Source organism: Polyangium spumosum (genome assembly GCF_009649845.1).
Taxonomy (GTDB): Bacteria; Myxococcota_A; Polyangia; order Polyangiales; family Polyangiaceae; genus Polyangium; species Polyangium spumosum.
On record NZ_WJIE01000024.1, the window covers coordinates 31,593 to 54,568 of the forward strand.

Here is a 22,976-nt window from a genome sequence, read left to right on the forward strand (position 1 = left end):
AAACGCCCGATCCGGCGCGCATCAACAGGGGATGGTTCCTGGGTGCGAATGCGAGGAGGCCGTCGCGTAGCATCGGCGTTTGGTCAATTCAGGCTCTGGCGGTCGCCCTCCCCAGCTCGGCACTTCCCTGATACGGTTCATCGGCGGCCTCCATCATGCCCATCGCCATGCCCTCCAAGATTCGGATCCTGTTCCTGGGAGCCAACCCCTCCGATACCACGCGTTTGGCGCTCGGGCGGGAGGTCCGCGAGATCACGCAGCGCCTTCGCGGAACACACGAAGGCGAGCGCTTCGAGATCGTGCAGGAGTGGGCCGTTCGTGTCGGCGACCTGCAGGCGGCGCTGCTCCGGCACAGGCCACAGATCGTCCACTTCTCGGGGCACGGGCGGAGCGAGCGGAGCGGCAGCTCCCCCGGTTCGATCGACGTCGCGCGGGAGATGTTGTCCGCCGATGCGTCGAGCGAGGAGGATCTCGACGGCGAGATCCTGGTCGAGGACGATGGTGGGAGAGCCAAGCCGATCCCCGCGTCTGCCCTGGCAAACTTGTTCGGGATCGTGGGCGGCGTTCGTTGTGTCGTGCTGAACGCCTGCCATTCTTCCGCCCAGGCGGAGGCGATCCAGCAGCACGTGGAGGCCGTCGTCGGCATGAGGCGATCGATCCATGACGCTGCGGCCGTCAGTTTTGCATGGGCATTCTACCAAGGGCTCGGGTTCGGAGCGTCGCTGAGCCAGGCGTTCGAGCTCGGCAAGAACCAGATCGAGCTGGCCGGATTCGGGGATGGTGAGGTGCCGAGGTTCCTGACACGGAGGCCCCCGAACATGCCCCGTGACTTCGGCGCCGCCGATTCCGTGCCGGCTCCATCTGCGTACGATGGGCCGGTTTCGAAGCGTGTCATGGTGGGTCGCGAGGAGGAGGACATCGTCGATCCATTCCTCACGCGTGTCGAGCGCATCGCGAAGCTGCGCCACCCGGGCGCGCGGATCACGCGCGGAGACGCGCCTTCACCGTTCGCGGGCGTGCTCGAAGTCGAGGTCGATGCCGGCGGTTTTTTCCGGATGAGCCTCGTCGCCGCGCTGGACCACGAGATCACGGAGGAGCTCGCGGCGCGTTTTTCCGCGGAGATCGACGGTCCCTTCCGCCGAGGCCATCCGCTGCTCCGCTCGACGCTGGTGCATCGTGGCCATGCCGCGCCGGTCGTGCTTCGCGCGGAGCTCGATCGCCGGGGCATCGAGCTCCAGACGTTCGACGGGTACCAGGGGCTCTTCGACCTCGAGCCTTATCTCGGCTGGCAGACGCGCGAGCTCGAGAGAAGCCCGGCGTACATCTCCACCACGTACGTCGATCCGCCTGCGTGGATCAAGATCGCGGGCAATCGCGAGCTCCAGCACACGGAAAACGCGCTGCAATCGATGTGGGAGCTTCTCGCGACGCCGGCGCAGCGGCGCTTCCTGCTCGTGCTCGGGGAGTTCGGGGCGGGCAAGACGTTCTTGCTCCGCGAGCTCTGCCGGCAGATGGTCGAACGCAAGCACCCCGTTTTGCCCGTGCTGCTCGAAATGAGCAAGCTCGAAAAACAGCACAGCCTCGCGGAGCTCATCGGCGCGCATTTCTCCCGCGCGGATGTCTCCGGGTACAACTACAAGGCCTTCGAGTACATGCTCGAAGAGGGGCGCGTCGCGCTGTTCTTCGACGGTTTCGACGAGCTCGCGGACAAGGTCACGTACGACAGCGCGACCGGTCACCTCGAAACGGTGCTCTCGGCCGCGCGGGGGCAAGCGAAGGTGGTGCTCTCCAGCCGACGCCAGCATTTCCTGACGGAGGGTGAGATCCACAAGGCTGTGGAGCGTGAGTTCGCGCGGAAGGCCGAGAGCGCGGTGCACGGTGGGTATCGGCTCATCATGCTGGAGCCCTTCGGCGAGCCGCAGATCCGGCGGTATCTGCGTAACGTGCTCGTCGATGTACCGGCGGCCGAGGCGCGATACCGGTTGATCGACGAAGTGAAGGATCTGCTCGGGCTCTCGCACAACCCGCGTATGCTCTCGTTCATTGCGGACATCCCGGAGGAGTCGCTGCGGGAGGCAAAGGAGCGCTGGGGCGAGATCACCTCGGCGAGGCTGTACGAGCTCCTCGTGAAGCGATGGCTCGATGGGGAATACGAGCGCTCGCGGCGGCAAGGTTGGTCGAAAGGCATCTCGCGCGAGGCGCTCTCGCGGGGCGTGGCTTCGCTCGCCATCTCGATGTGGCACGCACGCGTGAAGACGGTCTCGAAGGACGAGATTCATGAAGGGATCGCGCAGGCGCTCGCGGCGCTCGGGGAGCCGGCGCTCGATCCGGCCGTGCTCATCCACCTCTTCGGCTCGGGGTCGCTTCTCGTGCGGGACGAGGAGGGTCGGTTCTCGTTCGTCCATCGGTCGGTGATGGAGTGGCTCGTCGCAAAACAAGCGGCCGACGAGCTCGTCCTGGGCCAGGATCCGCTGGCGCTCGTGGTCGATGAGATGAGCGCGCTGATGGCGGATTTTTTCGCGGCGATGGCAGGGAGAGACCGAGCCTCCACGTGGGCGCTGGAGAAGCTTGGCGGAGCGGAGGACGGCATCGTCCTGAGAAACCTGACGCTCTTGCTCACGCGAATGGGCGCGTTGTTCGAGCGGGTGAACTTCGAGGGACAAGATCTCCGCGGGAGGGATTTTTCCAGGGTGGACTGGCGCGCCGCGAACCTTCGTGGCACGGATCTTCGTGGGGCGACGCTGAAGGGGGCGAACCTGCGGCGCGCCTCGCTCGTCGAGGCCAACCTATCTCGCGCGGACCTGCGGGGCGCCGACCTCGCGCGGGTGGATCTGGCGAGGGCCGATCTTTCGTTCGCCCGGGCGGCGAGCGCCGATTTTTCGGAGGCGAGGAACCTCGACCCTGCTCGACTCCGCGGCGCGATCCTACTCGGGGCAAAAGGTATCCCGGAGGAACGGCACGAGGCCTTGCTCGCCGTGGGGGCCGTTCCCCCCGTTTTACGGAATGTCGAGCCGATGTATGCGGCAGCTTCGCCATGCAAGAGTGTCGCCTGGGCCCCGTCGGGTTCGCTGCTCGCTACGGCACACGGGGACGGTTTCATTTGGCTCGTGGATACGGTCGCGGGTAAGGTCCTGCGTATTTTGTCAGGACACACCAGCAAGGTACGCAGCGTCGCATTCAACCCTGATGGCAAGATGCTCGTCTCCTGTTCCGAGGACAAGACCGTTCGGCTCTGGGATGTCGTGAACGGCCGTGTCCTCCGCGTCTTCAATGGGCATAAGGCTGCCGTGTGGAGCGCACGGGTCTCCCGCGATGGGAAGACGCTGGCCTCTGGTTCGTCCGACAAAACCATTCGGCTCTGGGACATTGAGACGGGCCGTACTCTACACACCCTCGAGGGGGCCGAAGGGCATACGTCTGCCGTGAGAGACATCGCTTTCTCTCCCGATGGCAGGACGCTTGCATCTGTTTCCAACGACAGGACCGTTCGACTCTGGAGTGTCGCAACGGGCCGCGCCCTGCAGGCTTTCAAGGGGCATACCGGGCATACGCACGCAGTTCTGAGCGTGACGTTTTCTCCCGATGGCAAGACGCTCGCCTCCAGTTCGGACGACGCTACCGTGCAGCTCTGGGATGTCGCGACCGGTCGTGTCCTGCTTGCTTTCGGGCGGCCTTTCGGGCGGCAGACGAGCGAACTATACGACTCCGCGTTCCAAGGGCATGCCGACGCTGTCTATACGGCTGCGTTTGCGCCTGATGGAAAGACGCTTGCCTCCGGTTCGCACGATAAGACCATCCATCTCTGGGACGTCGCGACCGGCCGCGCCCTGCGCACCTTCGAGGGGCATGCAGCGGCGGTGAGAAGCGTATTCTTTTCCCCGGATGGTAAGACCCTCGCTTCCGGCTCGGACGACAAGTCCGTTCGGCTCTGGGACGTCACGACCGGCCGCGCCCTGCGCACCTTCGAGGGGCATGCGCCTTTCGTGTTGAGCGTCGCGTTTGCTCCCGATGGCAAGACGCTCGCCTCCGGTTCGGATGACAAGATCGTTCGGCTTTGGGACGTCGCCAAGGGCGGCGCTCCACGCGCCGTAGGGGGGCATGCGTCGGCGGTGGGGTGCGTCGCGTTTTCCCCCGATGGCAAGACGCTCGCCTCCGCTTCGTCCGACAAGACCATTCAGCTCCGAGACGTCGCCACAGGCCAAGCCTTGCGTAGTCTCACAGGGCACGGCGATTCAGTCTACAGCATCGTGTTCGCCCCCGATGGCAAGACGCTCGCTTCCGGTTCGTATGACAGGACCGTTCGGCTCTGGGACGTCGTGGGCCGCGCACAGCGGGTCTTCAAGCATCATACGATGGGGGTGTTCAGCGTCGCGTTTTCCCCCGATGGCAAGACGCTGGCCTCCGGTTCGGCGGACAAGACCGTTCGGATCTGGGACATCGTGACGGGCCGCACCTTGCGCATCTTCGATGGGCATGGGGCTGCGCTATTGAGCGTCGCGTTTTCCCCCGACGGCAAGACCCTCGTCGCCGGTTCGGCGAACAATGCCGTGCGACTTTGGGAGGTAGCGACGGGCCGCGCCATGGGCGTCTTCGAGGGCGGGGCGACTGCTGTGAGGAGCGTCGCGGTTGCCCCCAATGGCAAGACGCTCGCCACCGCCTCGGATGACAAGACCGTTCGACTCTGGGACGTCGCGTCAGGCCGCCCCCTGCGTGTCTGTGAGGGACACATGTCCGCAGTATTGAGTGTCGCGTTTTCCCCCGATGGTAAGACCCTCGCCTCCGGTTCGTATGACAATACCGTTCGGCTCTGGGACATCACCACCGGCCAATGCCTCGCCATTCTCCTCACCACCCCCGAAGGCTGGGTCGCATTCACCCCCGACGGCCGCTACAAGCTCGGCGGCGACATCGCCGGCTCCTTCTGGCACGTCGCCGGCCTCTGCCGATTCGAGCCCGGCGAGCTCGACGAATACCTCGATCTCCGCCTCCCCGACGACGCGCCGTTCCTCCCCGCCAAACCCTGAAGACCCCGCCAACCCTCACGTCATCCGGCCGAGCGCCGCGCGTCCCGCGTCCACGAAGATGCCCACCCAGCGCTCGACCTCTTCACGCGAAACACCGAAACGCGAAGCCACGGTCGCGGCCGTCGCCGTGCCCCGGAGCACCGCGAGCACCGCGTCTTCCCTGCGAACGCTCTCCTCCGTGCCCCTCGATGCCGCTCCTGCTGGCGCCGCATGTCGAATACCCGCAGGGCACCGCGCAATGGGCAGCCTCGCGGCCGGGTCGCCGAGCAGCACATAGGCCGCGAGATCCTGCCGTTGCATCCAGAGGTTGGCACGACGTACCCTGCTCGCCTGCTCCTCCACGAAATCGGAAGAGAGGCTCGCTCGATGTGCGCGCTCCTCGTAGGAGATCGTGAGCTCCGTGCTCACCGAACGAAAGAACCGCGCGATCTCGTGGTGCGCGACGCCGAACCGATGCCCGTGCACGAAGGCCTGCAAGATCCCCTGGAACCGTTCGGCGCGGCTCTTCGGGACGAGGCCTCCGCTTTCGAGGTCATAATCGAGGAAGCTCCATGTCCACGCGAGATCCACGTGACCCACCACGCCGAGCGGCCCCTCGGGGTTCGCGAGCGCGGCCTGCGGCAGGGCCGCGATGAAGGGCGGATCGCCTCGCTGGGGTAATGCGGCGAGCACCCCGTCCGCTGCGTTTCCGATCACGCCGAGCTCGTGGAGCCTGCTCAGCCAAGGCAAATACGCGCTGCGCGACGGCGTGCCAGCACCGTAACAAGCGAACATGAACCAGACGCCGCCGGGCAAAAACGGGCCGCGGCTGATGTCGTTCGCCGTGAGGAGGTCACCCTTGCGACCGAGGACCATCGCGCCCTGGTGAGCATGTTGCTCCTCGCGGGATCGCCATCCCGCCCTCGGAATCCCCGCGCCGTGGCTCATGGTGAAGAGCACCCCGGCGCGCGTGCGTGCCGCTTCGCGGAGCAAAACCCCGGCGGCGCTCGACAGGTCGAGCGCCGTACCCGCGGGATCCGTCGGGACCTCGACGATTTCCTCGGCGCCGAACGTGCCCGCGGCCTGGCCCTGCCGCGCCATTTCGAGGCTGGGTCGCACGAGATGGCGATCCCCCTCGACCATCGCCCGCGTGCCGTCCAGTACCGCATGATAAAGTGTCCGCGCGCGCGGCGCCTCCGTCGCGTCCGCCCAGCGGACCGCTTTATCGACGTAAGCCTCGTATCCGCGGTCGTCCCTGAATGCCAGTCGACCCACGAACACCTCGCCGCCGAGCATCTGCTGGAAGTCCCAGGAGATGAGCTCGGGGCCTCCGAGCAGGAGGAGATATCGAGGCCGCGCCGCCTCGCGCCGACCAACGGCGTCGCGATACTCTTTTTGAATCCACGCCGCGACGGCGACGGGATCCATTCCGGGATCGACGCGGTACACGAGCGCGTCCTCCCCTTGCTCTTCCTCGCGCTTTTTTCGTAGCGGCTCGAGCAGGGAGAGCAAACGGTCGCCGGCGGGGCCTTTGGGGGCGACGAGGGCCCAGCGTTGCTCGGGCAGCGCGTCCGGCGGAGCGTGTACATTGGCCAGGCGGTGCAGAGCCTCGGGCGGCGCGCCCTGCGCGGGCGCGTCGAGCGTCGCGACGAGCGGGAGGCCTTCGTCGAGGATGGGGCGGTGATCGTCAGCGTGGGCGAGGAAGAGCTGGATATCGGTCAAGGGACCCTCGAATCGCTTCCATCGTCGTCGAGACGAGCGGAGCGCGCAACCCTCTTCGTGGCTTTCGTGCGCGCCCGGAGCGCGCGAGGGCCCCCATTGGATCGATCCGTCAGCCGCAGAAGCCGCTCCAGGACGACATGATGCCCGGAGGCGAGACGGACGCCGCGGACGAGCAGCTCGCGCCATAGCTTCCGCTCATCGTCACGCCATAGGTCCACGGGGTCGAGCAGACGAACCGCGACGAGGAATAGACCGGGGAGCAGCCGAAGTTCGTGCAGGCCTGCGCCGCGATCGTGAACGTCTGGCAGCCGCCGGTGCACGCGACCTGCGCGAGCGCGGCCGCGCCGTAGTACCCGGAGACGGCCGAGCTCGGGCCGGTATAAAAGCCGATGTTGCACGAGAGCGTCAAATTCGTATCGACCGGCGCAGCCGCGATGCTCTTCGCGGTCTCCTGGAGGTTCGCGAGCTGCGCCTGGAGCTGCTCGATCGCGTCGTCCACGGCCGGATCTTCCTCGACCTGCGCGGCGCTTCGCGCCTGGAGCTCGGAGAGCTCCTTTTCGGCTTGCTCGATCGCCCACTCGTGCCCCTCGGCGCCGACGACGATGCGGTTTCCGCCGTCCTCTGCCCCGTTCTCGAAGACGCCCGGGGCGAGCTCCTTCCACGCCGCGTTGGGCACGAGCGAGAGCGCCTCGCCTTCTCCCGTACGCTCGAGCCGCATTTCACTCCCCGTGGGGATGGCCAGCGCTTCGCTCTCGTCGATGAGCGACTCCTGGACGTTGTCGGGCCCCAACGAGGCGTCCATACAACCCGCCATCAGGGCGCTGCTGGCGATCAGGGCCGCGGAGAAGAAACGAATCGCGAAGGTCGAACGTGCATTCATGGTCGGGCTCCTCTTCTTTGCTCGGTCGCGTTTGCGGCCGCTTTCCCTCCTATCTGCAGCGAGCGTGCCAGGCCTGCCGGGCCCCCCAGCGTTTCCCTTTTCGGGCGAAAAGGGGCGTGACGCCGGGCGCTGACGCGTCAGGAGCCGGATTGGCGTCTATCGAGTGGGATTGTCGCGTCAGCGCCCGCTGACGCCTGAAGTCACGAGGCCGAGCTCTCGCACGCGGCGCAAGAGCGCCCGCTCGGAGACCTCGAGCCGCTCGGCCATGCGCGCGAGATCACCGCCGAGCTCACGGTGGCATTGAACGATCTCCTGCTCCGTGAGGTCACCCGCGGTGCGGAATCCAGGAAGTCGCTCGATGATCATGTAGATGGCTGCCCGCGAGATGCCGAGCTTCTCTGCGGTCGCGGCAAAATCCCAGCGACACGAGCGCAAGGCCTCCCGGAGCTCGGCCTCGGTGACGTCGGCGGGCTTTCGGCGAGATGCGCTGCGTGAACGGGACGGGCCCTCGTCGCTCGGGGCCTTGATGGCGGCAGGCGGAGGATCGGGCGCGGGGGCTTTCGGGGGATCGGGGGGCGCCTGCGGGATGGGCTGCGGGTTCTCCGGCTCTCGTGGAGGTTGCTTCACGAGCAGCCGCTCCACGGCGGGCGTCATGTCCGCGCGATTGCGCCCACGATTGCCGACGACGATTTGCCGAATGACGTTTCGGAGCTGTCGCACGTTGCCAGGCCAGTCGTAATCGACGAGGCGCGCGACGAGGGACGCGGGGACCCACGGCTTCGCGCCGCCAGTCGGCGCTGCGAGGCGCTGCAATTCCCCGATCTCTGCGAGGTCCTCGCGCAAGAACCGCACGAGGAGCCGCCCGATGTCATCCCGACGCTCGCGGAGCGGCGGAATCCATATCTCGTACGCCGCGAGCCGGTTCAAGAGCGGCGCCCGAAACGACCCCGACGCGACCTTTCCCTCGAGATCCGCGTCGGTTGCAGCGACGACACGCACGTCCGTTTTCCGGAGCTGCGTGGAGCCCACGGTCTGGATCTCGCCCGTCTCGAGCGTACGCAGCAGCGCGACCTGGAGCTCGACCGGTGCCTCGCCGATCTCGTCGAGGAAAAGCGTGCCGCCGTGCGCCTGCTCGAAATACCCGACCTGACGCCGGATCGATCCGGTGTACGCGCCCTTCTCCGCGCCGAAGAGCTCGGAAACGGCGAGCGATGGTGCAATGGCACCCAGGTTGACAGCGACGAACGGTTTGTCACGGCGTGGACTCGCACGGTGAACCGCGCGGGCGACGAGCTCCTTGCCGCTGCCAGTCTCGCCGCGGAGCAGGACGGGCAGGTCGAGATCGGCGATGCTCTGAATGTCCCAGAGCACGCGGCGGAGGCCGTCGCTCGCGCCCACGAGCTCGCGCGATTCGTCGCCCACGCCTCCGTCGAGGACGCCTCCGGGCGTGCCGACGTGATGTGCGAGAAGGACAACCCGGTGGCCGAGCTCGATCACGACGCCGCGAGCGAGCTCCTTGGCAGAGAGCATCGTGCTCCCGACGACCCGCTGACCGCGCACGGACACCGTGGTGCTGCTGTCGCCGATATCGATACGGACGCTCCCGTCGGATGCGGCCGAGAGCAGGATTGGTTTGCGGCTGAGGTGCTCGTCGCCGAGGGGCTCGCCGTCCCCGAGGGCGTCGGGAGGCGCGAACGCCGGCAAGGTGCGAGACAGCGCGAATGGGCGCCCCGGAGCGCCGTCGACGAGGACACGATCCCCCACGCGGTCGAGGACCGGGTGGTAAAGGACGGTCAAGGCAAGGGTGGGGGCGTCGTCGCCGGATGTGGTGGCGGTGCCGCGACCCACGAGGGTGGTGCGGGTGAACCCGGTTCTCCTGCCAGTGGGCATGCGCCGCCGATGGTAGGACGGGGGGAGCGGCGGGGGCAAGGGGAAGCGGCAGGGGATGTCGACGAACGCGGGCGAATGGCGTGTCAGCCGCCCCTCCCGGCGTCACCTCCGTTCACTGACGCGTCAGCGATCCCCGAGACGAGCCTTCTCGGGTCCGGAGCACCCGGAATGGAGCTTGCGGGCGGACGCGGCGCGGAGGAGTTCGTCATGCCCAATGTACTGGGGATGTTCATTTTCTCCCGCTGCTCGCGTTCCGCGAGGAGGAGAAGTGGTACGGCGCCGGGGCTTGATGGCCGACGGTCGCGACCAGCCAGGCACGGAAGCTGCTCTGGGCAATGACAGGACAATCGACCCGTTCTCGAGAGGTAACCATGCTCCACGACATTCGATACGCGATGATGCTCTGTGCCCCCTTCGCAGCGCTGGCCATGGGCTGCGGGACGACCGCCACCATAACTCGCATCAATGAACCCGAGATCGAGGGGAAGATCGTCTCTTCCGCGGACGACATGCTCCTCGTCGAGACGCGGGCAGGCAACGAAATGGTTGCGACACGGAACGTCACGGACATCGATCATCCGGGGAACGTGGCTGCCACAATCGGCACCCTGCTCACCGGCTACGGCGTCGCGAACATCGTCGTCGGCGCGCCGGATTGCGAAAGGGGCGGAGCGGCATACTGCTTCGGGGTATTCCTGCCGGCGACGATCGGGCTGCCGCTGATGGCCTGGGGCTTCGCGACATGGGGCCGATCCAAATACGCCGCGAGCACAGGCTCGAAGTCGAGCGACGTGAGCTTCAACGTGGTGCCCGCGGCGTCGTTCCAGAAAAACAACACTTTTCTGGGGGCGAACGCGACGGTCTCCTTCTGAGCCGCTCTCGAGCTACGGCGTCACGTCGAGCGGCGCGTCGTTGCCCGAGGCGATGAAGCTGGCCCAGTAAAACGGGTGCGCGCGGTCGGGCCGCTCCAGCATTTCGATCTGGCTCTGGCGCAGTGCTTCCACGCGACCGACCCCGGCCAGGAGCTTCTCGTAGTAGGCCTCCATCAGCTCGCACGTCGCCGCATCATCGACGCGCCACAAGCTCATCACCTGCGTCTCTGCGCCGGCCATGACCAGGGCGCGCCGCAGACCGTACACGCCGTCGCCGCTGGAAATCGTTCCCACCCCCGTCTCGCACGCCGACAAGACGACGAGCTTCGTCCCCATCAGGTCGAGTTGCGAGACTTCCAGCGCCGTCAAGATACCATCATTCTGATCGCCGTGCCGGCGGTTGGCGCAGGCCAACGCGATGCCCGAGCGTAAAAGCGGATTGTCGATGAATGATTTCGGGTGCGTCGTTCCACGCACCGCTGCGTCCACGTCGTCCGGCGGAGGCGGGAGGAAAAACCCGTGCGTCGCGATATGGAGGAGCTTTGGTCCGGCGAGCCTCGTGATGGCCGTCTTGGTCGCGGTCGTTCCCGCGAGGAGCGTGGCACCGGGAATCTTTCGTGCAAGGGCGCGGCCTTCCCGCTCAGCGAAGTGTAGCGGTTGAAACCCGGTCTCACCCGCGGCGTCGGTCGACTTGCCATAGTCGGGCGCTGCAACCACGACGGGACCTTGTCGCCAGGCGGCCTGTTTGGCCAGGCGCAACAGATCCCGGCCGCTCGCGAGGTAGTTGAATTGGTACCGCTCGACGAGGTAGCGCCCCTCCTCGTCCACCAGGGCGCCGAAGGGTACGAGGTTGAGCAGTCCATCGGGGCTCAGCAGGATCCGACGAGTCGGACCCAGCAACCGGCGGATGGGTTGCAGGAGCATCCGATCGAGCTCGCGTGCAGGTGCCCGATGATCCGCGATGGGCGTGCTCGAGACATCGAATTCGCGCGCAGGCGGCCTCGGAGCGGCGGCAGGGTTTCCAAGGGTCGAAGCCAGCTCGACGACCGCCCAATCGATGGGCTCAGCTTCGCCGAGATCGACCCAGGCGATCTCGCCCTGACGATGGAGCACGTAAGCCACATAGCGTGGTTTGCCCCAAAGATCCGTTTGGGGGTCGAATGGCCGGTAGCAAACCATGTCCACGAGGACCGCGCCCTCGGGAATCTCGGCCTGTACCTGCTCGATCGTGACGGGCAGCAGCTCACCCTGGCGCTCGACGGCGCGACGGCTGATGTCGGCCTCGAGATTCTGGCGCTCCTCATCGAGACGAGCCAGGGTCGCACGGTGGTCGCGATGCAGTGTATCGCCTGGCCCTCGCCACATGAAGGCACTGTACTCGGTGATGACGCATCGCAGCCGGTCAAGCCGCTCCTGATCCGCCACGGTGAGGCGACGGCGCAGCGCAGCGAAGCTGTCCGTCATCGCATCGAGCACCCGACCTTTGCGGTTCAGGATCGTGGTCAGCGCGAGCCGCGTCGCCTCCTGGGCGTCGGATGCGAACTGGACATGCAGGGAGATGACCTGATGGGTGCAGCCTCGTAGCGTATCCATATAGGCACGCTTCTGCTCGTCCGATCCGGTCATCAACAGAACCGCGGCGTTGCGATCCTGAATCGCCGCGGCGCGCTCCATCTGTCGCATGGCCTCCGTGGTTTCACCAGCGGCCAGGAATAGCGCCGCGAGGTTGTTGCGCCAGGTGGCCACGCGGGGGTGGTCGGCCCCCCGCGTATTCTCCAGGGTAGCGATGGCGCGCAGGAGGGGCGGCTCCGCCTTGGCATAATCCCCTTTCCTGTAGTGCAGCATCGCGAGGTTGTGATGCGCGTTCGCTAGATCGTCGGGGTGCTGGGACCCCAGCGCATTCTCCAGGAGGACGATCACGCGTTGGTACATCGGCTCGGCCTTGTCGTAGTCCCCTTTTCGAACGTTCAGCAAGGCCAAGTTGCTGAGCGATTTGGCCACGAGGGGGTGCTCCGGACCCAGCGTGTTCTCCAGGAGGGCGAGCGCGCGCTGGTAGAGTGGCTCAGCCCTCGCGTGGTCCCCTTTCGTTCTATACAGCTCAGCGAGGTTGTTGAGCGATTCGGCCACGTCAGGATGCTCGGGTCCCCAGGCCTTCTCCCGGATGGCGAGAGCGCGTTGCCAGAGTGGCTCGGCCCTCACGTAGTCCCCTTTCAAGTAGTGCAGCCTTGCGAGATCGCCGAGCACAGTGGCCACGTCGGGGTGTTCGGGTCCAAATGCCTTCTCCACAATGGCGAGCGCGCGCTCATGGAGGGGTTCCGACCGGGCGTAGTCCCCCTTCTGTTCGTGCAGCATCGCAAGGCTATTGAGCGATTGGGCCACGTACGGATGGTGGGGGCCCAGCGCTCGCTCCCGAAGGGTGAGCGCGCGCTGATGAAGCGCCGCGGCCTTGGGGTTGTCTCCTTTCCAGTACCAGAGCATCGCCAGGCCGTTGAGCAATTGTGCCACATCCGTATGTTCCGGCCCGAGCGCACTCTCCAGAAGAGCGAGTTCACGTTCCGCGAGCGGGATAGCCTCATCATACTTCCGCTCTCCGTAGAGGCGGGCGACCATATCGTCGAGCTGCCGAGCCTCCTCGAGCGCGCTCGCCGGATCCCCCGCCCCACCGGGCAGCTCCGGTCTCGACGCCTTCTCCAGAATGGCGACGGCACGCTCGACCAGCGGCTTCGCTTTGTCCCCGTCCCCTTTTAACTCGTACAGCAGCGCGAGGTTGTTGAGCAGGGTCGCCACGACCGGGCTCTCCGGCCCCAGCGCATTCTCCAGAATCGTGAGCGCCCGCAAATAAAGCGGCTCCGCCTTATCGAGGTCCCCTCTCGTCCTGTGAAGGCCCGCAACGCTGCTGAGCGATCCGGCCACGTCGGGGTGTTCTGCACCGAGGGCGCTCTCCAGCATGGATAACGCCCGTTCGGCCAGCGGAATCGCCGCATCCACCCTCCCGACGTCGGCGAGCTCCATGGCCTCGTCGTGCAGCTTCTCGGCCTGCGCCACGAACGAAAAATTCATGGACGTCCTCACGACCTCCCCCCGCCCCGCACGATCTCCACCATCACCATCGTGGCCCTCCACCACTCCGCAGGCTCCTCCTCGTCCGGCAACATCTCCCTCCGCGTGCTGCCCATCGCCTCCTCGAACGACTCCTTCACCCGCAAGGAGCCGAGATCCACCTCGGGTGACGCCGTCCCCACGACGATGAGCCGATCGACATTGGAGGAGCGACCCGTCGAGACCCTGCACGAAAATGCTCGGCCGAGATGGCCTCGCATCCAGAACGCCTGCCGCCGCCAGGGCGCGACCTCGAGCTGCGTCTGTCCGAGGATCTCCACCCTCCCGCTCGCAGCGCAATTGATCACCTGCGCAAAGATGGGCGAAGACGAACGGTTCTCCACGGAAAAACATACCGGTTGACCATCGACGAGCCGATACCGATACCGGTGCTCGGGATCGGGCTCCGCCTCGGGGAGCGGTGGGTCGGTAAACTCTTCGGGCATGAGCTCCCCTGCGTTCCGCGCGTCGAGCACCCGCATGCGCAGGATGCCCGGCCCGTCGTGGCATCGTCGGACGAGGCGAAGCGGCAGGTTGTAACGCGCATAATGCAAAAGACCCCGGAGGAGCGCGGATCGGTCGTCCCCCGGCACCCACGCGAGCGGGGGTTCCCCCTCGGATCCGGCCGCGCCGGGCCCGTACACCGCGTCGCCGATCCAGCGCCGCCCGTCGGGCGAACGACCCACGAAGACCTCGCACACACGCTCCCCACGCCCTTCGGCGGGCACGACCGAAAATGGTCCCTCCGCCGAGAGCCACCGCGCGAGCTCGGCGTCGAAGGGATCGAGGCCCACGACCAGGGCGTCCTCTCTCCCGGGTTTGACGAGACGACCCCTCGCCCCCTCGCCGAGGCGAAACGCTTCCCCGACGGGCCCCGCCAGGGCAGTCGAAAGGGTCGCGCTCTCGACGCTCAGGAGCCCGCGCCTCGCGCCGAGCTCCTCGGAAGAATGTAACGGAGGGAAAAACGATGGCGTCGGGCCGTAGATCGCGACCGTGGCCCCGCGCCCGAGGCCGACCAATGAGCCGGCCTGGATCCGATATTTTCCGTCGACCTCGCTGACCGAATACCCGGGGTCCTGCCTCCGGAAGGGTCCGCCGAACAGACGCCTCTCGTTCCGCCCGAGGAGACACGGGTGCTGGCTCGGAAACAAGGACGTGACGCGCGCGCGGAGGGCTTGCCAGACATCCGCCCAGCGGAGGGCATGGATCCTCTCGTCGGGCTCTCGGGCGAGCAAGTCGAGGAGCGCCGCCGTGAATGCCCCGTGACGAATGCCACCGGCATCGGGCCCCTCGTGCGCGGATTCGCTCGATTGCGCGGACGCGACGACCAGGAAACCAGGATCCGAGGGATCAAACGACGAGAGGAGCCCCGCATCGAGGTCCCCACCGCGTCGCAAGGCGACCGGGGAAACCACGTCGGGGTCGTCGACGGCGCAGAACCGGACGGCGCTGTCCGACGGGCGCAAAGCGGAGCGCGTCGCGCCCGCGGAGCAACAACAATCCAGGACGACCGTGAGGTCAACGGTGCGCGCGGCGATACGACGGAGCATGTCGTTGACCTCGTGATCGAAGAGCAAGCTCCCGCCCGCGAGCGCGTCGACCGGGACGAGCGCCTCGCGCGCGACCCTCGTGCCCCGCGGCAAGACCTGCGTGCCATGTCCCGAATAATGGATGAAGACCCGATCACCCGGACGGACCCGCTCCCCTGCGAGCGCTTCGAGCGCAGCGCGGAGGTTCTCCAATGTCGGCTCGCCCTCCGGGAGCCGCGGTCGCCTCGATGACACCGGGTGACGCGCCACGAGCTTCGTGATCGAATCGGCTGGGATCGAGAGACGGTCGAGCAAGAGCGCCTCCAGCGCGTCGACATCGTTGGCGCAGCCGTAGAGCGGATCGACGCATGGATAGGCGTCGATGCCGACGAGCAGGACATGGGAGCGGGTTGATTCCTCGCCGGAGTAGACGGTCATGAGCGTTCGATGAAAGCAAAGGACGAACCTCCCGTAAAGTGAGGAGACAGCGTTCACTCAGCGGTGAATTGACACACATCAAACCGGTTGACCCGTCAGCCTCGGTCACTGACGCGTCAGCCGGTGCCACGCGGGCTGCGTTCCTGGGTGACAATCCAGGCACGAACGCTGCATGATGGCCTGCTCATACGCGGCGCGATGAAGACGCGCCAAGCTCCGGACTGGAGGAAGGTTCATGACGACGACGGGCCTGCTCGATCTCGGCGCTGCCGAGATCATCGATCGAAGGACGGGAGAACCTCTCGGGTATGCATTCACCGTGGCGCACGGCAAAGGCCAGCTCCAGCGCTGGCTCCTGTTCCGGCACCCGCAGAACGAGCTCGAGATCCGGCCGCCCCCCGCGTCCATGGCGAGCTGGTCCCTCGCCGACTGGCAGGCGAACGTGCCTGGCCTCTGGAGGCCCAATGGATTTTACGTCTGGGCGCAGGCGGACGTGTACCAGCAAGGCGGCACGTATGACGGCGTGACCTGGACCCAGCTCCCGCCCGCCTCTCGCCTCCCCAAACCCACGTTCCCCGAGCGCCCCGGGAGCAACTACCAGCTCGATTGGACGGGCAAGGTCGTCGACGTGCTCCAGGAAGATTGGCGCGGCCGTGCCTTCGTCGTGCGGGGCTTGACGCAGGAATCGAGCATCGAGTACTGGTCCTTGCCGGCGCGATATCAGCCGGCAGGGAACACCCGTACCGCCGCCATCGCCGTCGGGGTCGAGGAAGCCTCCTCGCTCGATGTGTTCGTCGAGGAATGCAACAGGACGTGGAGCTCCGGTGGCACGTTCGTCATCACCGGCTGCATCAATTACCACGGCCCTGCGGCGCCCTTCGCGCCCTGATCTGCCCCGTTGCATCGATCGCCGAGGCCAAGTACGCTCGGGGCATGCCCCCGGCGGTCGACGCAGCCGCGACGCAGACGGAGAGCGAGCCACTCGAGGAGGACTCGTCCGCCGCGGCTCATGAAACGGCCCTGGCAGACACCTTCCTCGCCGATCCGCCAGAGCACGCAGAGGCCGCCTCCGCGAGCCTCGACGAACAGGGACGCACGATCGAGGATCGTTATACCCTCGTCAGGCACCTCGGCCGCGGCGCACACGGCGACGTATGGGCGGCCGACGATCGTATCCTCGGCGAGCAGGTCGCGCTCAAGTGGATGCGCGTGGCCCATGGATCCATGCGGGCCCGTATTCGCCGCGAGATCACGACTTTGCGCATGCTGCGGTTTCCCGGCGTCGTGCGGCTGATCGACGAAGGCATCGCCGATGGAAGGCCCTTCCTCGTGATGGAGCTCGTCGAAGGCCGGCCTTTCCCGGGCGCGGAGAAGCCCCCCGGGACGCCGCGCCGCATACCATGGCGAACCCTCGCGGGTTCGGCGCTCGCGCTTCTGGAGACCCTCTCGCACGTCCACGCCGCCGGCGTCGTGCACAGGGACCTCAAGCCCGAAAATGTGCTCGTGCGCCCCGACGGGCGCCCCGTCGTGCTCGATTTCGGTATTTCACGACTGCAGGCGCCCGGCTCCGAACGGTTGACGAGCGCAGGGCAGCTCGTGGGCACGCCGCTTTATGTCGCGCCCGAGCAGATTCTCGGTCGTACGGTCGACGCACGGACGGACCTCTACGCCATCGGCGTGATGCTCTATGAATCGCTCACGGGTCGCGTGCCCCACGAAGCGAAAGACGTGACTTCGATGCTGCGCGCCCGCCTCGTGAAGCCGGCGCTGCGTGTGGAGGAGCTCGCCCCGGAGCTGCCGGCCGTCGTGGCTCGGGTCATCGATCGATTGCTCGCGACACGCATCGAGGATCGATTCGGCTCTGCTGCGGAGGTGCTGGCAGCGCTTCGAGGCGAGTCGACGAACCCTTCCGCGAGGCTCCCGTGGCTCGGTCGTCGCACGGCCGTGCACGAGGTCGTCGACGCCGTACAGGCGGGGCGCTCCGTCGATATCGTGGGCCCTCGCGGGTCGGGCCGTTCGCGTTGCATGCAGGAGGCCTCCCGCGAGCTCGCGGCCCGAGGTTGGTCTGCGGCGTGGACGCGTCCCTCGCGGGCACCACTCGGCAGTATCCTCCCATTGCTGGGAGAACCAGCCGGCGGAGCCGAGCTGCGACTCGAAAGTGCGCTCGCATGGGCAGACGACGCGCTGTCGAGGGCGCTCGGCGAACGCGCCGTCCTGTTCGCAGATGACGCGGAGATGCTCGATCCCTGGTCCGCGAAGATCCTCGCGCGGTATCGGGAGGTCCCGGGCGGAGTCGTCCGCTCCCTCGTGTCGCGGCCTCCCGGGGTATCGTCCGACGAGGTCGTGGAGGTCGCGCCGCTCGACGAGGCCGTGCTCGCGCAGCTCTTTTCTGGCCCCGACAAGCTATTTCATCTGCGGGAGGACGCTGCGCGGGCGTTGTGGGAGCGGACGGACGGGCTCCCCGCGCGAATCGAGGCGGAGCTCCTCGCGTGGACACACCTGGGCCTCGCTCGCCGCGACGGTCCGCTCTTCGCGGTCGATCGTGACGCCCTGAGCCGGCTCCACGCGGGGCTCGTGGTCGTTCCGAGCGCGGCAATGACGGCGAACGACCTCGACGATCCCCTGCACGTCGAGGAGACGCTGCGCTGGCTCTCGCTCGCCGGTCGCCCCCTGACACTCATGCAGCTCGCGCGCGTGATGCAGTGCGCCCCGTGGCGCGTCGAGGCAGCCTGTGAAGCGCTCGTTCTTCGTGGTGCAGTAAGGCGCCAGAGGCACGACAGCTTCGAGGGGCGCGGGCGCGTGGATTATCCGTGGAATGAGCTGCAGCGCGCCGAGGCGCACCGGGCCATCGCAGCCATCCTCGAGCCCGGCGACGAGGGACGGCTCCATCACCTGCTCTCCGCGGGGCTCGCCCGGGAGGCGGCGCGAGAAGCAGCCGTCGCCGCGCGGCGATATGCGGTCGAGGGAGACCTGGACGCCGCGACGGCAGCGCTCGCCGAAGGCCTCCGGGCTGCGCGCGAACAAGGCGCCACGCCCGAAGAAGCGGAGATCCTGACCACATGGGCGAAGAGCGCCTTTGCGCAGTACACACCGCGCGCGCTCGATCGGGTCCTCTACGAGCTCACGCGCGCTCGAACACGCGGCGCTGAGCTGGATCGGCTCGAATCTCTGCTCCGCGCGGGGCTCGCTGCGCCGGGGGCAGGCGGGCTCCATGCCCTCGAAATGGCTGACGACATCGAACCGTTTCAGGATCCGGAGCTCGAGCGGCGACGACATCGAATACGCATCACCGCGGTGGCGGCCCGCGCGTCGGCTTCACTCCTCGCGGAGGTGCTCGAGGAGGTCGAGGCCTGGGCAGAACAGAGCGGCCATCCGCTCGCCCAGCTCAGCCTGGTCGAGGGGCGCGCGCTCCAGCGATACCACGAGGGTCGTTTCCAGGAAGCAGCGGCGCTCCATGCCCAGGCCGCGACGCTCGAGCCATGGAAGACGGGGCGCATCTCGCTCACGCTGAACAGCGCCTCTGCATTGCTGGAAGCGTTCCGCCACGCCGAGGCAGCCGAGCGCGCCACGGAGGCGCGCGCGCTCGCAGCGCAATGCCGGGACCCCTACTGGGAAGGGCGCGCCGAATGGTTGATTCGCGCGGCGCGGTATCGAATGGGAGAGCTCGAGGGACCCGATCACGAGTTCGTCGACGCCGTCGCCCGGGTCGGCGCGCTGGACCTGGAAGCTCTCGTTTGCCTGAACGAGGCAGCAGCGGCCATGCGCGCGGGGATGCTGGGCGAGGGCGCGGCGCTCGCGGGACGGGCAGCCTCGGTATGGCTCGGGATGGGACGGCCTTTCGCGACGATGCTGGCCCGCGCGCTCGCCATCGCGTGTGGCGCGCCCCCGGACGCGGGAGAAGTGGAGACACTCGCGGAGCGGGCGGTGGCTTGCAAGGTCCCTGGCCTCGGGATTCAGGCGCTTGGCCTGCTGGGTCGAGTTTCCCCCGAAATGAAAGGTCTACGGAAGGATGCGATCGCGGGGCTCGTGCGGGAGATCCCGAGGACAAACTGGGATCGGCGGATGGATGTGCTCTCCGTGAACGAGTCGCTGGAGGGAGTCGTCGACACGCCGGGGGAGAGGGTCGGTGACGACGATGGCAACGACGGCCCGGAACGTCCCGCCGCTTGTTGAATCTCGGCAGCCAGATCCTGGCTCCTGCCAAGGGGCACGATTGAGCCGGGCTCGGCGGGTCAACGAGCGCCGCTCGGCCCCGAGGCCCCGTCCCAAACGAAGCTGAAATCGGTGGTGCTCGTGGTTTCACCAGTTACTGGAGAAGAGTTTCACCGTGGGGAGCGCGTCGCCCATTTCGCCGGGGCCGTCGCCGCGGCTCTCGAAGTCTCCAAGGCCGAGTCGATTGCCGAGCCCCCAGCATTTGACGGCGCCGATGGAGAGGAGCGCGCAGGCGTGGAGGTCATTTGCCGTGATGGCCGCGGTCGTGAAGAGCGCGCCCTTGTCGTCCGCTCCGAGGGCCACGACGGGCAGGGCATCGCCCATCTCGCCCGGAGCGTCGCCGCGGTCGTTCAGGTCGCCGAGGCCGAGCGAGCCGTAATCGTTCTTTCCCCAGCATCTGACGCCGCCGCCCGGCCCGAGCGCGCAGGTCCCGTTGTTGCGCGCCGTGATGGCCACGGCCCACGTTCCGTTCCCGAGCTTCACCGCGGGGAGGTTCGTTCCCATCTCGTTCGGCGCGTCGCCGCGATGTTCCGTGTCCTCCAGACCGAGCTGGCCAAACTCGTTGCCCCCCCAGCACTTGACCATGCCTTCGTCCAGGATCGCGCAGGTATGTGTATACCCGCCTGCCGAGATGCTCTTGACGGGCTTGTCGGTCCCGAGATCCACATAATCGAGGGCCGCGCCCAGCGTGCTGGGTGTATTGCCTCGGTCGTTCGTGTCGCCGAGGCCGAGCTGGCCATAAAAATTCCCTCCCCAGCATTTGACCTTGTCGTTGAACAGGATCGCGCAGGTGTGCGTCGCCCCCGCCGTGATGGCCTTGACCTTGCCGCCAAGCTGCAGCTCGGGGAGCGCGTCGCCCATCTCACCCGGATCGTCGCCGCGGCGCTCGGTGTCGCCGAGGCCGAGCTGCCCCGAGTCGTTCAAGCCCCAGCACTTGACCATGTCGTTCGAGAGAATCGCGCAGGTATGGTAGACGCCCACGGCGACGGCCTTGGCCGTCAAACCCTGGCCGAGGTCCACGGCCGGGAGAAACATGCCCATCTGATTGGGCAGGTTGCCGCGGTGCGCAGTGTCGCCCAGGCCGAGCTGACCGAACTCGTTGGTCCCCCAGCATTTCAAGGCGCCGCCCTCGAGCAGCGCGCACGCGTGACCATTGACCTCGATACGCGTGGCCACGCCGTCGAGATCCACCGGCGGCAGAGCGCTCCCCATCTCGTTCGGCTCGTCCCCGATGTTCATGCTGTGGCCCAGGCCGAGCGAGCCGTACGCGTTCAATCCCCAGCACTTGATCCGGCCGCCGCTCAGACGCGCGCAGGTGCCCAGGCCGCCCGCGGAGACCTCCAGGACACGCTGCTCCTTGCAAACGGCGGAGCATGCATCGGCGTCCGACGTGCCCCCGTCGTCGCATTGCTCACCGTTGCCCGCCGAGACGATGCCGTCGCCGCATTTGCAATCGGCGCCCTCCTCCTCCACGAGCCCGTCGCAATCGTCGTCGACCCCGACCGTCGCGCACTTCTCGTCGTCGGGCAGCACCTCCCCCACGCACGCCCCGACGGGATTGCCCTGGGCATCACATTGCTGGATCCCGCTCTTGCAGGCGCCGATCCCCAGGGTGCCCGTCGACCCCCCGTAACAGGGCGCCGACGGCAGCGGGGCGTGGCTGGGGACCGAGCCCACACAACGATCCTCGGTGCAAGGATTGCCGTCGTCCTCCACGTCCGACTCGACGATGACGACCTTCACGTCTCCGTCGCCGTCACAGACCACCTCGGTGCAATCACCCGCCGTCTGCTCGGGGAGCGCCGTCCCCTCGGCTTTGCCCTCGCAGAACGCGCTCCCCGTCGCACGCGGCTCTCCCTCGTCGATCCCCAGCACCGCATTGCAGCTCGCGACGGCAGCCGCCGCCGCAAAGGCCGCGCCGAGCCCACGCCATCGCATCGATCGCATCCTCACCACGCCCCCTGCACCCCGACCCGGGTCGGCGAAACCTCGAGCCCCCATCGAACCCGCCCCGTCTTCTCGGGTCCGCCCTTCGACGAGGGCGCCGTGATCAGCAGGACCACGCCTCCCGCCGCCAGCACGCCGCCCACCACGAGCGCCGCCGTGGCCCCGTTCCCGAGCCCCACCGCCTGCCGTCGCAGATCGAGCCCCGTCTCGTCGCACGTGTTCTGCGCGTCGCAATGCCCATCTTCATTGCTCGCGTTTTTTTTCCCCACGGCCAGCCCCGCGAGCAACCCGCTCGCCCCGAGCCCCGCGGCCCCGACGACGATCGTCGCGATACCGACGGGCCGTTGCCAGGCGCGCGGCGCGGGCGCGGACGCGGCTCCGACGGGCGGAGCGGCCGCCGCCGCTTCGAGCATGGGCACCTTCAGCCGCTCGTTCACGCCGTCCGCGCCGATCACCACCTTGCCCGACCACGGGCGATGGCCCGGCGCTTTCACCTCGATCACGTGCTCGCCCTTGTCGACCGGCACCGCCGTCCCCCAGAGCGCCTCGCCGAGCGCGAGTTTGTCGCTCGAAATGGTGAGCCCGGGCAGGGCGCGCACCTCGTCCGGGACCTCCACCGTCAACGTCGCGAGCAGCGGCTTCAAGGCCGCGACCTTCTTGCCCGCCTCGACGGCGCGTGGCGCTTGCCCGGCGCGGCTCGCCAGCGTCTCCAGGAGCCCGTATTGCGCCCACGCGCTCGCGAGGCGGCCCTGGGCCTCGTAACACCGGGCGAGCGTCTCCTTCGCGCCGAGGGCCTCGGGGAGCATCTTCGAGGCTTGTTCGAGCTTCGGACACGCGCTCGTGTAGTTCTTCGCGTCCATCTCCTCGACGGCCTGATCGAAGAGGGACTGGGCTGCGGCCATGACCTGGGGATCGGCGGACTGCGCCCTCGCCGCGACAGGGACGAACAGCAGGGCCAGGACGAGCGTGCAGGAGCGCAAGGGGAGACCAGGCATGACGAGGTTCACCAGAGGGTGGGACGCTTGCTCGGAGGGGGGGACGTAGGAGGGGGGGGACGTCGGCGGTCGCGCCGCCGGGCGCGCGGCGGACGCAGAGGCCGTGCTCGCAGCCGCAGGGGCGGGCGAGGGCAAGAGGAGCTTGATGGCGAAGAGCTCGCCGAGCTCCAGGTGGCGCGCCGCGACGACGCGGCCCATCCCGCCCTCTCCGAGCGAGCGCTCGACCCTGTACTTGCCGAGGAGGACGTCGCCGGGCTTGACGGAAGTGTCCATGGGGAAGGTGCGGATGGGGGCGAAGGAAGCGGGGCCTGGAGAGCCCTCCACGCCGACGGCGCCCGTATCCTACCAGCTAGGGGCTTCCGCACCAAGAGAAGCGAGGGGGGCGTTCT

Annotated in this window: 11 protein-coding genes; 4 read left to right on the forward strand and 7 right to left on the reverse strand. The window is 67.5% G+C overall.

Features of this window, described 5'->3' with window-relative positions; all coding sequences use genetic code 11:
* The first annotated feature begins 167 nt into the window (after window positions 1–167).
* Window positions 168–5,024: a WD40 domain-containing protein gene (locus tag GF068_RS40065; protein WP_170319966.1), complete on the forward strand. Its 4,857-nt coding sequence runs from the start codon at window positions 168–170 to the stop codon at window positions 5,022–5,024.
* Between the two features lie 15 nt (window positions 5,025–5,039).
* Here GF068_RS40065 and GF068_RS40070 read toward each other — a convergent pair whose 3' ends face one another.
* The 3 genes from GF068_RS40070 to GF068_RS40080 form a co-directional block, all read right to left on the reverse strand.
* A complete protein-coding gene (locus GF068_RS40070) occupies window positions 5,040–6,725 on the reverse strand; it encodes a helix-turn-helix domain-containing protein (RefSeq protein ID WP_153824831.1) in 1,686 nt (561 codons plus the stop codon).
* 109 nt (window positions 6,726–6,834) lie between these two features.
* Complete coding sequence (locus GF068_RS40075) at window positions 6,835–7,605, reverse strand: hypothetical protein (protein WP_153824832.1); 771 nt, start codon at window positions 7,603–7,605, stop codon at window positions 6,835–6,837.
* Between the two features lie 177 nt (window positions 7,606–7,782).
* Window positions 7,783–9,402, reverse strand: coding sequence for a sigma 54-interacting transcriptional regulator (locus tag GF068_RS40080; RefSeq protein WP_240808122.1), 1,620 nt, complete (start codon window positions 9,400–9,402; stop codon window positions 7,783–7,785).
* A 428-nt stretch (window positions 9,403–9,830) separates the two neighbouring features.
* Here GF068_RS40080 and GF068_RS40085 point away from each other — a divergent pair, with 428 nt between their 5' ends.
* Entirely contained in the window at window positions 9,831–10,367 is a 537-nt protein-coding gene (locus tag GF068_RS40085; RefSeq protein WP_153824834.1) for a hypothetical protein, read from the forward strand.
* 12 nt (window positions 10,368–10,379) lie between these two features.
* Here GF068_RS40085 and GF068_RS40090 read toward each other — a convergent pair whose 3' ends face one another.
* Window positions 10,380–13,427 carry a CHAT domain-containing tetratricopeptide repeat protein gene (locus tag GF068_RS40090; RefSeq protein WP_170319967.1) on the reverse strand — a complete coding sequence of 1,016 codons (3,048 nt, stop codon included), beginning with the start codon at window positions 13,425–13,427 and terminating at the stop codon, window positions 10,380–10,382.
* An 8-nt stretch (window positions 13,428–13,435) separates the two neighbouring features.
* Window positions 13,436–15,433, reverse strand: a complete 1,998-nt coding sequence (locus GF068_RS40095; protein WP_153824836.1) for a caspase family protein — start codon at window positions 15,431–15,433, stop codon at window positions 13,436–13,438.
* Between the two features lie 235 nt (window positions 15,434–15,668).
* On the opposite strand from GF068_RS40095, the gene GF068_RS40100 reads away from it, so the two are divergent.
* Entirely contained in the window at window positions 15,669–16,322 is a 654-nt protein-coding gene (locus GF068_RS40100) for a hypothetical protein (RefSeq protein WP_153824837.1), read from the forward strand.
* Between the two features lie 44 nt (window positions 16,323–16,366).
* Entirely contained in the window at window positions 16,367–19,606 is a 3,240-nt protein-coding gene (locus GF068_RS40105) for a serine/threonine-protein kinase (protein ID WP_170319968.1), read from the forward strand.
* A gap of 126 nt (window positions 19,607–19,732) precedes the next feature.
* Here the strand turns inward: GF068_RS40105 and GF068_RS40110 are convergent, their stop codons facing one another.
* Both GF068_RS40110 and GF068_RS40115 read right to left on the reverse strand, forming a co-directional pair.
* Complete coding sequence (locus GF068_RS40110; RefSeq protein WP_170319969.1) at window positions 19,733–21,583, reverse strand: RCC1 domain-containing protein; 1,851 nt, start codon at window positions 21,581–21,583, stop codon at window positions 19,733–19,735.
* Window positions 21,584–21,594: 11 nt separating this feature from the next.
* A complete protein-coding gene (locus GF068_RS40115) occupies window positions 21,595–22,860 on the reverse strand; it encodes an outer membrane protein assembly factor BamD (RefSeq protein ID WP_153824840.1) in 1,266 nt (421 codons plus the stop codon).
* Window positions 22,861–22,976: the final 116 nt, after the last annotated feature.

Bases quoted from the DNA above. Each gene is read 5' to 3' on its own strand.
- GF068_RS40095 (WP_153824836.1), bottom strand. From the start codon at position 15,433: ATGACCGTCTACTCCGGCGAGGAATCAACCCGCTCCCATGTCCTGCTC.
- GF068_RS40075 (WP_153824832.1), bottom strand. From the start codon at position 7,605: ATGAATGCACGTTCGACCTTCGCGATTCGTTTCTTCTCCGCGGCCCTG.
- GF068_RS40110 (WP_170319969.1), bottom strand. From the start codon at position 21,583: ATGCGATGGCGTGGGCTCGGCGCGGCCTTTGCGGCGGCGGCTGCCGTC.
- GF068_RS40085 (WP_153824834.1), top strand. From the start codon at position 9,831: ATGACAGGACAATCGACCCGTTCTCGAGAGGTAACCATGCTCCACGAC.
- GF068_RS40100 (WP_153824837.1), top strand. From the start codon at position 15,669: ATGACGACGACGGGCCTGCTCGATCTCGGCGCTGCCGAGATCATCGAT.
- GF068_RS40115 (WP_153824840.1), bottom strand. From the start codon at position 22,860: ATGGACACTTCCGTCAAGCCCGGCGACGTCCTCCTCGGCAAGTACAGG.
- GF068_RS40105 (WP_170319968.1), top strand. From the start codon at position 16,367: ATGCCCCCGGCGGTCGACGCAGCCGCGACGCAGACGGAGAGCGAGCCA.
- GF068_RS40090 (WP_170319967.1), bottom strand. From the start codon at position 13,427: ATGAATTTTTCGTTCGTGGCGCAGGCCGAGAAGCTGCACGACGAGGCC.
- GF068_RS40065 (WP_170319966.1), top strand. From the start codon at position 168: ATGCCCTCCAAGATTCGGATCCTGTTCCTGGGAGCCAACCCCTCCGAT.